The organism is Nonomuraea sp. NPDC049419 (assembly GCF_040676995.1).
Taxonomy (GTDB): domain Bacteria; phylum Actinomycetota; class Actinomycetes; order Streptosporangiales; family Streptosporangiaceae; genus Nonomuraea; species Nonomuraea salmonea.
The window spans coordinates 703,016-717,091 of the sequence record NZ_JBFAQB010000003.1; the positions used below are offsets into that span (position 1 = coordinate 703,016).

General features: G+C 72.2%; 11 protein-coding genes. 7 read left to right on the plus strand and 4 right to left on the minus strand.

Annotated elements, in window-relative coordinates:
* Window positions 1-6: 6 nt before the first annotated feature.
* On the plus strand, window positions 7-591 hold the full coding sequence (locus tag AB0K12_RS13200; protein ID WP_364559406.1) for a Uma2 family endonuclease: 585 nt from the start codon (window positions 7-9) through the stop codon (window positions 589-591).
* Here AB0K12_RS13200 and AB0K12_RS13205 read toward each other — a convergent pair.
* Together AB0K12_RS13205 and AB0K12_RS13210 are read right to left on the minus strand one after the other, a co-directional pair.
* A complete protein-coding gene (locus AB0K12_RS13205) occupies window positions 554-2,239 on the minus strand; it encodes a hydantoinase B/oxoprolinase family protein (RefSeq protein ID WP_364559832.1) in 1,686 nt (561 codons plus the stop codon). The two genes, AB0K12_RS13200 and AB0K12_RS13205, sit on opposite strands and share 38 nt — an antisense overlap.
* Window positions 2,239-4,242, minus strand: coding sequence for a hydantoinase/oxoprolinase family protein (locus AB0K12_RS13210; protein ID WP_364559409.1), 2,004 nt, complete (start codon window positions 4,240-4,242; stop codon window positions 2,239-2,241). The genes AB0K12_RS13205 and AB0K12_RS13210 overlap by 1 nt, the downstream gene beginning before the upstream one ends.
* A 105-nt stretch (window positions 4,243-4,347) precedes the next feature.
* Here AB0K12_RS13210 and AB0K12_RS13215 point away from each other — a divergent pair, with 105 nt between their 5' ends.
* The 6 genes from AB0K12_RS13215 to AB0K12_RS13240 all read left to right on the plus strand — a co-directional run bounded on the left by AB0K12_RS13215 (window position 4,348) and on the right by AB0K12_RS13240 (window position 12,016).
* The gene (locus tag AB0K12_RS13215) at window positions 4,348-5,814 is read left to right on the plus strand and encodes a zinc ribbon domain-containing protein (RefSeq protein ID WP_364559412.1); all 1,467 of its coding nucleotides are present in this window, start codon (window positions 4,348-4,350) and stop codon (window positions 5,812-5,814) included.
* The gene (locus AB0K12_RS13220; RefSeq protein ID WP_364559415.1) at window positions 5,814-7,445 is read left to right on the plus strand and encodes a serine/threonine-protein kinase; all 1,632 of its coding nucleotides are present in this window, start codon (window positions 5,814-5,816) and stop codon (window positions 7,443-7,445) included. The genes AB0K12_RS13215 and AB0K12_RS13220 overlap by 1 nt, the downstream gene beginning before the upstream one ends.
* Before the next feature lie 80 nt (window positions 7,446-7,525).
* Window positions 7,526-8,182 (plus strand): response regulator transcription factor, encoded by a 657-nt coding sequence (locus AB0K12_RS13225; RefSeq protein WP_364559417.1) that lies wholly within the window; start codon window positions 7,526-7,528, stop codon window positions 8,180-8,182.
* 89 nt (window positions 8,183-8,271) lie between these two features.
* A complete protein-coding gene (locus tag AB0K12_RS13230) occupies window positions 8,272-10,335 on the plus strand; it encodes a DUF6421 family protein (RefSeq protein WP_364559420.1) in 2,064 nt (687 codons plus the stop codon).
* Window positions 10,332-10,961 carry an SDR family NAD(P)-dependent oxidoreductase gene (locus AB0K12_RS13235; protein ID WP_364559423.1) on the plus strand — a complete coding sequence of 210 codons (630 nt, stop codon included), beginning with the start codon at window positions 10,332-10,334 and terminating at the stop codon, window positions 10,959-10,961. Before AB0K12_RS13230 ends, AB0K12_RS13235 begins: the two co-directional genes overlap by 4 nt.
* Entirely contained in the window at window positions 10,958-12,016 is a 1,059-nt protein-coding gene (locus AB0K12_RS13240; protein WP_364559426.1) for a low specificity L-threonine aldolase, read from the plus strand. The genes AB0K12_RS13235 and AB0K12_RS13240 overlap by 4 nt, the downstream gene beginning before the upstream one ends.
* Before the next feature lie 5 nt (window positions 12,017-12,021).
* On the opposite strand, the gene AB0K12_RS13245 is transcribed toward AB0K12_RS13240, so the two are convergent.
* Both AB0K12_RS13245 and AB0K12_RS13250 read right to left on the minus strand, forming a co-directional pair.
* On the minus strand, window positions 12,022-13,425 hold the full coding sequence (locus AB0K12_RS13245) for an NAD(P)/FAD-dependent oxidoreductase (protein ID WP_364559428.1): 1,404 nt from the start codon (window positions 13,423-13,425) through the stop codon (window positions 12,022-12,024).
* A 5-nt stretch (window positions 13,426-13,430) separates the two neighbouring features.
* On the minus strand, window positions 13,431-14,060 hold the full coding sequence (locus AB0K12_RS13250; protein WP_364559431.1) for a DUF305 domain-containing protein: 630 nt from the start codon (window positions 14,058-14,060) through the stop codon (window positions 13,431-13,433).
* Window positions 14,061-14,076: the final 16 nt, after the last annotated feature.

The window sequence follows — 14,076 nt, forward strand, 5'->3', positions numbered from 1 at the left end:
ACCGCAATGGCGACGATCGAACCGGCCAAGCACGTCGCGCGGACCGAGGCGCTCAGCGCGCCGTTCACCGTCGACGACCTGCTCGAGATCCCGGATGACGGGTTCCGATACGAGCTCTTCAACGGGAGCCTGCTAGTGAGTCCTGCCCCTACCCCCGTCCATCAGGCCATCATCTACGTCCTGCAGACGATCCTGTGTGATGCTAAGCCCGCTCACCTGACGGTTCTGTCAACGGTCAATGTGCGGGCGAGTGACAGCGACTTCTACATTCCCGACCTCGTGGTCGTGCCGAAGGTCGCGGTTGAGTCCGTGAGACTGATGTTCCGACCGACGGACTTGCTGCTGGCCGTGGAGGTCGTCAGTCCTGGAACTGCGGCGGCGGACAGAAATCTCAAGAGCGCGGCTTATGCGGCGGCGGGTATCCCTGCATACTGGCGGCTGGAACCGGGGCAGGGGCCTGCGTTGCACGTCTACGAGCTCGATGGCGACTCCTATGCCGAGCCGGCTGTGTTCAGGGCCGGTGCTCAGGCCAGTTTGTCGGTTCCCTTTGCCGTCAGCTTCGATCCCGGTGATCTGACCAGACTCCCGTGAAGTTGTAGTCCTCTTCGGCGCCTCGTCGGGTGATGTGGCCGGTGGCGAGGTCTGTTTCGATGGCCGACCTGTCGCGGGCCGTGGGTGGGCCGAGGCCGGCGCCGCCGGTTGTCTCCACGATGAAGGCTTCGCCGACCGTGAACCGCACGTTGTTCGCCTTTGAGGGGAGGCGTTCCACGGTGCCGTCCTTGTGGCGGCGGTAGAAGCCGCCCACCCGGCCTGGCTGCCCGCCCTCGCGGCCCGGTGGCGGGAGGCGGAGGCGGTCGCCGCGCGTGGTGACGTGGCAGTCGGCCAGGAAGCGGTAGACCGTGCGGGAGCCCAGGCCACCCCTGTAGCGGCCGGGGCCGCCCGAGTCGGGGACGGTCTCGATGGACTCCACGATGATCGGGCAGCGGCTCTCCACCGGCTCGGCCTGGGGCACTGAGTTGCGGCCGATGCCGAAGTGCACGCCGGTCGCGTCGGGCCCGTCCAGGCCGCGCCGGGCGCCGACGCCGCCGAAGTCGTACGACAGATGGATCCAGTACGGCGCCCCGACGGCCGCGATCGAGAACGGCTGCAGGATCCCGCCGGCCGCGATGGCACGCTCGGGCACCGCGTCGGACAGCGCCTGGAAGACGGCCTCCATGGCGGCGTAGACGGGCACGTACCGGCCGCCGCAGGGGTAGGGGGAGCGGGCGTTGAGCAGGCTGCCCTCGGGCAGGTGCACGTCGATGGCGCGCAGGCAGCCGTCGTTCATGGGGATCGCCGGGTCGAGGAAGCAGCGGACGGCGAACACGGCGGCGGCCAGCGACTGCGACGCGGAGGCGTTGATGGCGGCGGGGACCTGCGGGCCGGTGCCGGTGAAGTCGAGCCGCGCGGTGTCGTCGCCGAGGACGACGGCCACCCGGATGTGATGTGATTTCTCGGGATCGATGCCGTCGTCGTCGATCGGGTACGCCGCCTCCCACCGCCCGGAGGGCAGCTCCGCGAGCGCCGCCCTCGTCCGCGCCTCGGTGTGGTCGAGGTAGTCATCCACGCCTTCGGCCAGGCCGCGCACGCCGTACTCGGTGATCAGCGCCTCCAGACGGGTCGCGGCGACGGCGGTGCCCGCCACGAGGGCCCGTACGTCGCCCACGACCTTGCCGGGGGTGCGGCTGTTGGCCCGCAGGATGGCCTCGATGGCCGGGTCGAGGCCGTCGCGGGTGGCCAGGCGCACCGGCGGGAGCTGGAGGCCCTCCAGGAAGATGTCCGTGGCCAGCGGGGCCATGCCGCCCGCCGAGAGGCCGCCGAGGTCGGAGACGTGGATCATGGTGGCGGTGAAGTACGCGGGGACGCCGTCCACGAAGACCGGGCGGTAGACGAGCAGGTCGTTGGTGTGCACGCCGCCCCGGTAGGCGTCGTTGAGCGCGTACACGTCGCCCGGTGCCATGGTCTCGGGCGGGAAGTCCCGCAGCAGCTCGGGGAGCGCGACCTTGAGCGCCATGCTGTTCATCAGCGTGGTGGCCATGGAGTGGGCGATCAGCCGCCCCCGTACGTCGAGGATCGCGGCCGAGGCGTCGGAGCCCTCCACGATGAACGTCGAGTACGCCGACCGCACGACCACGATGCCCGCCTCCTCGGCGGCGACGACGAGCGCGTTGCGCAGCACCTCGGCGGTCAGGGCGTCCATCACGGCTCGCTCCTCCTGGTGAGGCGGACGGCGCGGGTGCCGGTGATCATGGCGGTCCAGCCGGGCGGCACGACGATGGTCGACTCGGCGTCCTCGACGATGGCGGGACCGCAGAGCGCGCCCGCGCCCCCGAGCGTCTCCCTGGTGTGCACGGGCACCTCGGCATGGCCCCCGCACTCGGGAAAGTACGCCCGCCGCGAGCCCGGCGCCCCACCCGTCGTCGCCACGGGCTCGTCCGCGCCCTCCATGGGTGGGGGTGGCACGGTGACGCGTACGCGGTAGCTGACCAGTTCGATCTCGCCCCGTTGCGCGATCCCGTACACCTCCTCGTAGCGCCGCGCGAACCGCGACTCCAGCGCGGCGCGGTCGGCGGTCCAGGGAATGGTGAGCTCGTGCGCCTGGCCGCGGAAGCGGGCGTCCACCGAGCGGGTCATGGTGGCGGCGGCGAGCGGGACGTCCAGGTCGTCGGCGGCCTCGGCGGCGAGCGCGGCGAAGACGGCCTCGGGGTCCGGCGCGTCGAGCCGGGTCAGCACCCGGTCGGCCGACAGCGCGCCCGCGAGCAGCCCGGCCGCCGAGGCCACCCCGCAGTACGGCGGCACCACCACGGTCGCGATCCCGAACCGCTCCGCCACCCGCGCCGCGTGCATGGGCCCGGCCCCGCCGAAGGCGACCAGCGCGAACCCGCGCGGGTCGATGCCCCGCTGCACGGTGACCACGTGCACCGCCGACGCCATGGAGGCGCTGACGATCGTGTGCACGGCGTACGCCGCCTCCTCCCGCGCAACCCCGAGCGGCCCGGCGAGCCGGTCCAGGGCGGCCCCGGCGAGGCCGGGGGAGAGCGGGATGGAGGCCGAGGACAGGTAGCCGAGGACGAGGTTCGCGTCCGTGACGGTCGGCTCGTCCCCGCCCAGGCCGTAGCAGGCGGGACCGGGGGAGGAGCCCGCCGATCGGGGCCCGACGCGCAGCGCGCCCGCCGGGTCGAGCCAGGCCACGCTGCCGCCGCCCGCTCCCACCTCGGCCAGGTCGATGGCGGGCGTCTTGATCGGCACGCCGGTGCCCGCCCGCCGCCCGCCGAAGCTGCCCTTGCCGCCGACGTGGAACTCGTGCGTGATCTCCGGCCGCCCGCCCCTGATGACGCACGTCTTGGCGGTGGTGCCGCCCATGTCGAACGAGATCGCGTCCGCGAAGCCGGCCCCGGCCGCCGCCAGCACCCCGGCGGCGGGCCCCGACTCGATGGTGGCGACCGCCCGCCGCGCGGCCAGCTCGGCGGAGAGCACCCCGCCGCCGGACTCCATCACGTGGACGGGCGCGTGGATCCCGATGCCGGCCAGCCGCTCGCGCAACCGCGACAGGTACGCCGCCATCAGCGGCCCGACGTAGGCCGAGACGATCGTGGTGGTGGCCCGCTCGTACTCGCGGATCTCGGGCCAGACCTCGGAGGAGACGACCACGTTCTTGACCGACTCCCGCAGGATCGCCGCGGCCTGCCGCTCGTGGGCCGGGTTGGCGTAGGAGTGCAGGAAGCACACGGCGACCGACTCGATGCCGCGGGCGGCGATCTCGGCGGCGACCCGGCGTACCGCATCGGGGTCGAGCGGCGTGAGCACCTCGCCGCGGGCCGAGACGCGCTCGGTCACCTCGAAGCAGTCGCCGGGGGAGACGGGCGGGGGCGGCGGGGTGAAGCGGAGGTCGTAGCGGTCCTCCTCGACGCGGGCGTACCGGCCGAGCGGGATCGTGGCACGAAAACCGCAGGTCGTGACGAACGCGACGCGCACCCCGGTGCGTTCCAGTACCGCGTTGGTGGCCAGGGTCGTGGCGTGCACCACCCGCGTGACCTGGGCGGGGTCGCTCCCCGCGAGCGCGCGCGTAACGCCGGTGACGATCCCCGCGATGGGGTCGTAGTGGGTGCTCAGACATTTGGCCACGGAGATCGAGCCGGACGTGCTGCGAACGACCACGTCGGTGAAGGTGCCGCCGACATCGACGCCGATCGTGATGCCCATTCAGGTACGTTATGTCCCCGAGCAAGCGCTTGTCTACGTAGCGGTCTATTGACTTACGGCACCTGATTGGGACGCTGGTCCTAGTCGTGCGTTTGGAGCGGAGAGATGGCGCGCTTCAGAGCCCTTGCCGGTGGCATCGCGGTGGCGGTGGTCCTCATCGCGCTGCCGGCGTCGGCGCACGAACATCCGAGCGGGATCACCGACCTGGTGAGCCCCGCCGTCGTACGCCTCGAGGCCGTCTCCCATGTGGAGATCACCCTGCTCGACCACGTCGGCGAACTCAAACACGTGGAGCGGTCCTACGACATCCCGTTCGCCGCCGGGACGGGCACGGTCATCAGCCCCGACGGCACGATCGTCGCCCTGCGCCGGCTGGCCGTGAACCCCGACGACGTCGAGGTCTACGCGGCCAACAAGATCTTCGCGGAACACCACAAGGTCAAGATCCCCGCCGACTACAAGAAGCACCGCCTCGACGACGACATACTCGACCGCCACCTCCAGCAGTGCTACACGCCCGAGAGCGACACCGCCACCTGCATCATCGACGTCACCACCGAGATCACCGCCTTCCCCAACGTCTCACCGGCCAGCCCCGACGGCTTCAAGGTCACGTGCATCAAGGCAGGGCCGAAGCCCGACTCCCCGGCCGTCCTGGTGCCGGAGACCCCGTCCGCCGGCGGCGTCGGCATGCCCACCGCGCCGCTCGCCGACAAGGTGCCCGATCAGCCGGGCTCGCCCACCAACGTGGCGGGCTTCCTCGGCCGTCCTGGGCCCAAGGTCACGCACACCGTCGAGATCGCCCACCTCGGCAAGGGCGGCGCGGCGGGCGACGGCGGCCGGCCGTTCGCCGATCCCGACAACAAGGTGGACGAGCCGGTCAAGCTCGGCGGCCTGGCCGACAAGGGCCTGGTCGGCGCCCCCGTGATCGGTGACAAGGACGGCCACGTCATCGGCCTGCTGGTCGGCGGCGGCAGGGAAGGCCGGATGATCGGCGTCAGGGAGGTCACCGGCATCCTGGCCGAGGCCAAGGTCGTGCCGCGCAGAGGCGCGATCGACACGGCCTTCGAGGCCGCGCTCACCCGCTACCACACGCAGTACTACACCGAGGCCGCGCCCGGCTTCCAGCGCGTGCTTGAGCTCTATCCGGGCAACGTGGTGGCCGCCGAGCTGCTGAAGACCTCGCTGGCCAAGCGGGGCGGCCCCGAGGACCAGGGCACCAGGCGCGCGACGGCGCGGCAGATGGAGCCCTCGTCCCCGTTGTGGCCGCTGATCCTGGCCGCCGCGATACTTTTCGCCGCCGCCGGCGGCGGGGCGTATCTGCTGTGGCGCCGCCGCACTCCTGAACTACCGACAGAACCGCCACAGCCCCTGGCGGCCGGCCCGCCACTCGACCAAGGCTCCGACCAGACCGTGGTCGTGCGGCGGTCCCAGCCGTTCCACGTGGTCCCGCAGCAGCAGCAGGTGATGACCGCGCCGGACCCGGCGATCAAATACTGCACCTCGTGCGGCATGAGACTCGGCCCGGCGCACCGCTTCTGCGGCTACTGCGGCCACCCCATCGAGACGTGATGCCATTGAACGAAAGATCGCTCATCGGCCAGGAGGTGGCCGGGTACTACATCGAGGACATCGTCGGCAAGGGCGGCATGGCCGTCGTCTACCTGGCGCTCGACCCCAGGCTGAGCCGCCGCGTGGCCCTCAAGATCCTCAACCCGGTGCTCAGCGTCGACGACAGGTTCAGGCAGCGCTTCATCCTGGAGTCCAGGACGGTCGCCAGCATCGAGCACCCCAACATCATCCCGATCTACGAGGCCAACGCCGACGCCGACGGCGTGCTCTACATCGCCATGCGCTACGTCGACGGCCTCGACCTGCGCCGCCTCATCCACGACCGCGGCCCGCTGCCGCTCGGCCCGGCCAACCAGATCTTCGCCCAGACGGCCGCCGCGCTCGACGCCGCGCACGCCCACGACCTCATCCACCGCGACGTCAAACCGGCCAACATCCTGCTGGCCGGCGACCACGTCTACCTGACCGACTTCGGCATCACCAAGCACCGCTCGTCCATCTCGGGGCTGACGCAGACCGACCAGTTCATCGGCACGCCCCGCTACATGTCGCCCGAGCAGATCAACAAGGAGCACATCGACGGCCGCTGCGACCAGTACGCGCTGGCCTGCGTGGTCTACGAGGCGCTGTCGGGGCGGCTGCCGTTCCAGCGCGAGAACGACATCGCGCTGCTCTGGGCCCACCTGGCCGAGCAGCCGGTGCCGCTGTCGCAGATCAGGCCCGAGCTGCCGCCCCAGGTGGACGCCGTCATGAGCAGGGCCCTGGCCAAGTCGCCCGAGCAGCGCTACGCCACCTGCTCGGAGTTCGTGGCCGCCCTGCGCGACGCTATCAGCGGGCCGGCGTACGACCCGTACGGCGGGCCGGGCTCGGGGCCGCACCTCATCCCGAGGCCCAGCCCCAGCCCGCACTCGGGCCCGCATTCCGTGCCGTCGTTCGCGGCCCCCGCCCCCCGCGCCACCGCGACGGCGGGACCGACCACGGGGCCCGGCGCCGCTCCTCCCACGAAGCCCGCCGCCGCCAGGAGGCGGCCGGGCCGGCTGCCCGTCGTGGTGGCCACGCTGGTCGCCGCCGTCGCCGCGCTCGCGCTGGTCGCCGTCGTCATCATGAACAACCGCGGCGAGACCTGGACCCGCTACAAGACCAGCGCCGCCGCTCCGCTCACGTTCGACTACCCGGGCGACTGGACCGTCCGCACCCACCAGGACCTCTTCGCCGTCGCCTCGCCCCACGCGCAGGAGCTGGAGCAGTTGTTCGTGGCCGGTCCAGGGGCCGACTGGTCGCGCATCGCGGAGATCTTCGGCGACGACCCGGAGAGCCTGTCCGGCGTGTACGTCCAGGTCTCCGACACCCTCGACGCCAGCGGCACGTCCGAGCTGATGAAACCCAAGATGGAGGCCCTGCTGCCGGGCCGGGTCGACCTCGGCAAGCCGGTGCTCGACCAGGCCGGCAACAGCCCGGCCACCCGCTTCGACGGCTCGCTGCACGACCCCGGCACCGGCACCAGGCTGGGCTTCGTCAGCTACGTGATCGACCGCGAGCCCAAGACCATGCTCGTCATGTACTTCTGTCCCCGCACCACCTGCGACGACGCCGTCCAGGCCCGCATCAGGCAGAGCGTCCACGTGCCCTGATCTTGGAACCCGCTTGCGACCGGCTTGGCACGCCCGTCCGGCGGGTGTTCAGGGGGACGCCCGGCGTCTACCCTCCGCCTGTGGGCATTCGCATCGTGATCGCCGACGACCAGGCGATGGTCAGGGCCGGGCTGCGCATGGTCGTCGAGAGCGACCCCGGCATGGAGGTCGTCGGGGAGGCCGCCGACGGGCGGGAGGCCGTCGCCGTCGCGCGGCGCACCCGGCCGGACGTCGTCCTCATGGACATCTCCATGCCGCGCCAGGACGGACTGTCGGCGGCCGAAGAGCTTCTCGGCGCGCCGTCGCCGCCGAAGATCATCACGCTCACCACGTTCGACACCGACGAGAACCTCTACGCCGCGCTGCGCGCCGGCACCAGCGGGTTCCTGCTCAAGGTGTCGCCGCCCGAGCAGCTCATCGAGGCCATCAAGGTCGTGCACGCCGGTGACGCGCTGCTCGACCCGGCCGTGACCAGCCGGGTGATCGCCACGTTCGCCGGGCGGGCCGAGCCGGTGCACTCGCCCGCCCTGGACGAGCTGACGCCGCGCGAGCTGGAGGTGCTGCGGCTGATGGCGCGCGGGCTCACCAACGCGGAGATCGCCGGGAAGCTGTACGTCGGCGAGGCCACGGTCAAGACGCACGTGGCGCGGGTGCTGATGAAGCTGTCGCTGCGGGACCGGGCGCAGGCGGTCGTGTTCGCGTACGAGACGGGCGTCGTACGGCCGGGAGCCGCGTAAGTGTCTCGCCATTCGGGAGGGATTGGCGGAGCATGCGAGAGGTGTGTGTATATTTTTCGGCATAAGGCGGTAGATACAGGAGATATTTCATGGAGTCGTTCCCCCGGGTGCTGTTCGACGAGGCGCACAGTGAGTCGTGGACCATCCGCCGCGAGCTGGCGGAGGCCGTCAATCTCGCCCATCCCGACGACACGAGCTACGCCCGCGCGGCCGGGCTGCTGCGGCACCTGGGGCACACCGTCGCCGCCCACACCGGCGGCCCGCTCGACGCGGAGACGCTGGCCGCCCAGGACGTCCTGGTGATCGCGCACCCGTCGGACCCGCGCTGGGAGCGCACGACCGGCCACGGGAGCCCGGTCTTCACCCCGGCCGAGCTGGACGCGATCGAGGCGTACGTCGGCGACGGCGGCGGCCTGGTGGTGCTGGCCGAGGAGGAGCAGGACAAGTACGGCAACAACCTCGCCGACCTGCTGGCCCGCTTCGGCGTGCGCGTGGAGCACACCACCGTGCGCGACCCCGGCCACGCCTACCGCGGCGTGGCGACCTGGGTGCTGGCGGAACGTTCCACGGACGCGGGGCTGCTGGCCGGCGTCCGTACGGCCTGCTTCTACCGTTCGGGCGTGCTGAGCGCGGAGGACGCCGAGGTCCTGTTCAGCAGCTCGCCGTCGGCCGCGCCGGCCGGCGCGCCGCTGGCCGTCGCGCTGCGGCACGGCAAAGGCCGGGTCGTCGTGTTCGCCGACTCCGACCTGTTCGGCGACGACTCGATCGAGGACCACGACCACCGCAGGCTCTGGGGCAACGTGATCACGTGGGCCGCCCGCGTCCCCGGCGACGAGGCCGGCCGTGCCGAGCGCGACGAGGTCAAGGCCGCGGCGTTCGCCCGGCTCAAGGAGGTCGTGGAGGAGCTGCGCCCGCTGCAGGTCAAGGACGGCTCGGTGCCCGATGAGCACAAGGAGCGGGCGGGCGAGCTGGTCGCGGCCGTCGCCGAGCGGGTGGCCGACCTCGCCCCGCACTTCCCGCACGACGCCGCCTACCTCCAGGCCGTGCGCGACGACCTCGCCAAGTGGGCCGCCCAGGGGCTCGGCGTGCCCGACTTCCTCGACTCGCTCGACCTGTTCCACCCCGACACCCAGCGCGAGGACGGGCTGGAGCACCTCGTCGTCTTCCCCATGTACACCCAGAACGGCAACCCCAACAGGAACCTGGAGGCCGTCTGGATCCGCACGATCTGGCCCGGCTGGCTCGCCGAGCTGGAGGCGGGCGGCTACGACAACCCGATGTTCGTGCCGATCGCGTTCGAGGACTTCACCTCCGGCTACGACACCCACTCGGCCGTGCTGTTCCCCGAGACGGTCGCCGTGCGCACCACGCCGGCCCGCTTCACCTGGGGCGGCATCTTCGCCGACCGCGAGGCCGCGCGCTTCCGCCGGGTCGCCAAGGCCGCGACGGAGACGCTCAGGCTCGACCTGCCGCCGGACGCCGAACGGCTGCTCGCCTCGCAGCGGCTGGCCCAGGACACGTACGTGCTGTGGGACCTCGTCCACGACCGCACCCACAGCCACGGTGACCTGCCGTTCGACCCGTTCATGATCAAGCAGCGGATGCCGTACTGGCTGTACTCGCTGGAGGAGCTGCGCTGCGACCTGACCGCGTTCGGCGAGGCCGTGCAGCTGGAGCGGCGCGGGGTGCCGTACGCCCGGTACGTCCAGCTCGCGATCCTGTTCGACCGGCTGTTCCGCTTCCCGATCACGGGGGAGCGGGTGCGCAACTACGACGGGCTCGGCGGCCAGCTGCTCTTCGCCTACCTGCACCGCAACGACATCGTGCGCTGGACCGACAACCGGCTCTCGATCGACTGGGAGCGGGTCGCCATCGGTGTGGCCGACCTGCGCGGTGAGGTGGAGAAGCTCTACCGCGACAGCATCGACCGGTCCAAGCTGGCGCACTGGCTGGCGGCGTACGAGCTGGTCACCGCGTACGTGGCCCCGCACCCCGCCTCCACCTGGGCCAAGGGGATCGCGGCGCTGCCCGAGGAGCAGAAGGCCAAGGTGGACGCGGTGCTGCCGGACGAGTTCCCCCTGAGCATGTTCTACGAGGCCCTGCGCCGTAAGCTGACGGACGTGGTCGAATCGACTAAGGGACTCCGCGCATGATCATCCTGGTGACCGGGGCCGGCGGCCCCACCGGCGCGGCGGTGTCGGCATATTTCCGCAACGGCGGGCACACCGTCATCGAGGTCGGCAGGAAGGACTGCGACCTGCTCGACCGCGCCGCCGTCAATGAGCTGGCCGCCCGCGTCGAGCGCGAGCACGGCCACGTCGACGGCGTCGTCCACCTGGTGGGCGGCTGGCGCGGCGCGCCCTCGTTCACCGAGACCAGTCTCGACGACTGGAACGATCTGCACGATCTGCTCGTCCGCACGCTCCAGCACGTGTCGCTGGCGTTCGAGCCGCTGCTGCGGCGCAGCGCCAACGGCCGGTTCGTGATCGTCTCCGCACAGGCCGCGCAGGCGCCGGAGGCCGGTGGCGCCGCGTACGCCGCCGCCAAGGCCGCGGCCGAGGCGTGGACGCTCTCCCTGGCCGACGCGCTGCGCGGCACCGGCAGCGCGGCCGTCATCCTCGTGGTGAAGGCCCTGGTCAACGCCGCCATGCGGGCGGCGAAGCCGGAGGCGAAGTTCGCGGGGTTCACCGACGTCGACGACCTGGCAGCGGCCATCGGCGGCCTCTACGACCGCCCGGCAGAAGAGATCAACGGCACCCGAATGGACCTCACCTCTTGATTCCCCGGCACGACCCCCGGCTCAAGGCGTTCGGCAGCGACAACTACGCCGGGGTGCACCCCGACATCCTCCAGGCCATCGCCGCGGCCAACGGCGGCCACCAGGTCGCCTACGGCGACGACGTCTACACCGAGGCGATGCGGCAGGTCTTCCAGCGGCACTTCGGCGAGACGGCGCAGGCGTGGCCGGTGTTCAACGGCACCGCCGCCAACGTCGTCTCCCTGCGGGCCATGACCGCGCCCTGGGAGGCGGTCATCTGCGCCGAGACCGCCCACATCAACACCGACGAGGGCGGCGCGCCCGAGGTGGCGGGCGGCATCAAGCTGCTGACCGTGCCCACGCCCGACGGCAAGCTCACACCCGAGCTGATCGACCGGCAGGCGTGGGGATTCGGCGACGTGCACCGCGCCCAGCCGAAGGTGGTCTCGGTGTCCAACGTCACCGAGCTGGGCACCGTCTACACACCCGACGAGCTGGCCGAGGTGTGCGCGCACGCCCACGGGCTCGGGCTGACCGTGCACCTCGACGGGTCGCGCCTCACCAACGCCGCGGCGGCGCTGGACGTGCCGCTGCGGGCGCTGAGCACCGACGCCGGCGTGGACGTGCTCTCCTTCGGCGGCACCAAGATCGGCCTGCTGTACGGCGAGGCGGTCGTCGTGCTCGACCCCGAGGCGGCCACCGGCGTCGACTACCTGCGCAAGACGTACATGCAGCTGTCGTCGAAGATGCGGTTCGTGTCCGTGCAGTTCGAGGCGCTGCTCTCCGGCGACCTCTGGCTGCGCAACGCCCGCCACGCCAACGCCATGGCCAGGCGGCTCGCCGCGGCCGTCGAAGGCGTCCCCGGGGTGCGGCTGAGCAGGGCCGTCGAGGCGAACGCGGTCTTCGCCGTGCTGCCCGCCGACGTCGCCGACCGGCTGAGGAAGCGCTTTCGCTTCTACACCTGGGACGAGTCCACGGGCGAGGTGCGCTGGATGTGCGCGTTCGACACCACGGAGGAGGACGTGGACGCCTTCGCCGCGGCCCTCGCCGAGGAGGCCGCCGCCGCGCCCTCCTGACCTGGTCAGGGCCGCAGGGCCAGGCGGGCGGCCTGCCAGCCGCCCATGCCGTGCACGCCAGGGCCCGGCGGCGTGGCCGACGAGCACAGGAACACCCCCGGCAGCGGGGTGCGCCACGGCGCCGGGGACCAGACCGGGCGGCGGACGAACTGGCCGAGGCTCGCGAGCCCGCCCGAGATGTCGCCGCCCACCAGGTTGGCGTCGGCCGCCTCCAGCGCGGCGGGGCCCATCGCGTGGCGCGCCAGCACCCGGTCGCCGAAGCCAGGCGCGTAGCGCTCGATCTGCGTCTCGATGGCGTCGGTCATGTCCCTGGCGGAGCCGTTGGGGACGTGGCAGTAGGCCCACAACGTGTGGCCGCCGCGCGCCGGGTCGGCCGTGTGCGGCTGGACGAGCAGCACGTACGGGCGGGGCGAGTGCCGCCCGGCGGCCGTCTCCGCCTCGCTCAGCGCGATCTCCTCCAGCGTGCCGCCCAGGTGCACCGTGCCCGCGCCCGCGACGGCCGGATCGCGCCACGGCACCGGGCCGTCGAGCGCCCAGTCCATCTTGAACACGCCTGGCCCGTGGCGGTAGCGGGCCAGCCGCCGCCGGTAGCCGCCGGGCAGGTCATCGGTCATGGCGAGGAACTGCCGGGGCGTCACGTCGAGGACGACGACGGGCGCGTCGAGCTCGGCCAGCCGGCGTACGCGATGGCCGCTCACCGCCTCGCCCCCGAGCGCCCGCAGCTCGGCCACCAGCGCGTCGGCCAGCACCTGAGACCCGCCGCGCACCACCGGCCACCCCACGAGGTGCGCCAGCGAGGCCAGCATGAGCCCGTAGCCCGTGGTGAGCGGCGCACGCAGGTCGAGCAGCGAGTGCGCCGCCATGCCGGCCAGCAGCGCCCGCCCCTCGACCGTACGGAACGCCGTGCGCGCGAACGTGGTCGCCGGCAGCGCCGCGACGGCCCCGAAGGCGGCCGCCCGTACGAACGCGGACACCGGCAAGGACCCCCACGGGCCCAGGGGTTTGAGAAGCAGCTCGGCGAGGGGGAGACCGCCGCGAGCCACCGCGCCCGCGCTCGCCAGCCAGGCGGGCCCGTCGCGGCCGAGACCCCGCGCCGTACGCCGCACGTCGCGGTGCACCAGCACCGCGGGCCGGTCGTCGAGCGGGTGGGCGGCGGGCAGCGGCGGGTGCGCGAACTCCACCCCCTTGAGCCCCAGCTCACGGAACGCCGGCGAGGCCAGCGCCATCGCCATCACGGTCGCCCCCATGTCGTGGACGCGCCCCGGCAGCGTCAGCTCGGCGGACCGCAGCCCGCCGCCGAACCGATCGGCCGCCTCCAGCAGCGTCACCCGCAGCCCGGCGCGGGCCAGCAGGACGGCGGCCACCAGCCCGTTGGGCCCCGACCCCACGACGACCGCGTCGGGACGCATCGCGCCTACTGCGGCTTCAGTATCGAGGGAAGGGGCTGGGCGCCCCGCTTGGCGAGCAGGTCGGTCATCAGCTTGATCTCCCCGGTCTGCCCGTCGATGATCTTCTGGGCCATGCCGACGACCTCGCTGCGCGTGGACAGCTGCCGCAGCCCCTCGGCCATCTGCACCCCGCCCTCATGGTGGCGGATCATGAGCTGCAGGAACAGCACCTCGGCCTGCTGCCCCTGAGCCTGCTTGAGCTGCGTCAGCTCCTGCGTGGAGGCCATGCCGGGCATCAGGCCTCCCTGGAGCCCGGGCACGGCGGCGGCGTTGTGGCCGTGGCCGCTCATCCAGGCCATCGGCCGCTGGTCGGTGGCCTGGCTCAGCCCCCACTGCTGCAACCAGCCGAGGAACATGCCCCGCTGGTTGGCCTGGGTGTTGATGATGTCGAAGGCCAGACTGGAGATCTCTTTGGCGGGCCCCTTGTCCCTGATCGTGAACGCCATGTCGACGGCCTGCGCGTGATGCGCGGCCATGTCGCGGGCGAACCCGGCCTCGGGCGAGGTGTCGCCCGGCGTGCCGGAACGGCCGAACAGCAGGAACGCGGCCGCGGCGAGCACCAGCACACCGCAGATGATCAGGACGGGTTTCCTCACGGGCTTTTCCATGGCC

Coding starts and splice junctions, on each gene's coding strand:
- AB0K12_RS13200 (WP_364559406.1), top strand. CDS start 7: ATGGCGACGATCGAACCGGCCAAGCACGTCGCGCGGACCGAGGCGCTC.
- AB0K12_RS13205 (WP_364559832.1), bottom strand. CDS start 2,239: ATGGACGCCCTGACCGCCGAGGTGCTGCGCAACGCGCTCGTCGTCGCC.
- AB0K12_RS13210 (WP_364559409.1), bottom strand. CDS start 4,242: ATGGGCATCACGATCGGCGTCGATGTCGGCGGCACCTTCACCGACGTG.
- AB0K12_RS13215 (WP_364559412.1), top strand. CDS start 4,348: ATGGCGCGCTTCAGAGCCCTTGCCGGTGGCATCGCGGTGGCGGTGGTC.
- AB0K12_RS13220 (WP_364559415.1), top strand. CDS start 5,814: ATGCCATTGAACGAAAGATCGCTCATCGGCCAGGAGGTGGCCGGGTAC.
- AB0K12_RS13230 (WP_364559420.1), top strand. CDS start 8,272: ATGGAGTCGTTCCCCCGGGTGCTGTTCGACGAGGCGCACAGTGAGTCG.
- AB0K12_RS13235 (WP_364559423.1), top strand. CDS start 10,332: ATGATCATCCTGGTGACCGGGGCCGGCGGCCCCACCGGCGCGGCGGTG.
- AB0K12_RS13245 (WP_364559428.1), bottom strand. CDS start 13,425: ATGCGTCCCGACGCGGTCGTCGTGGGGTCGGGGCCCAACGGGCTGGTG.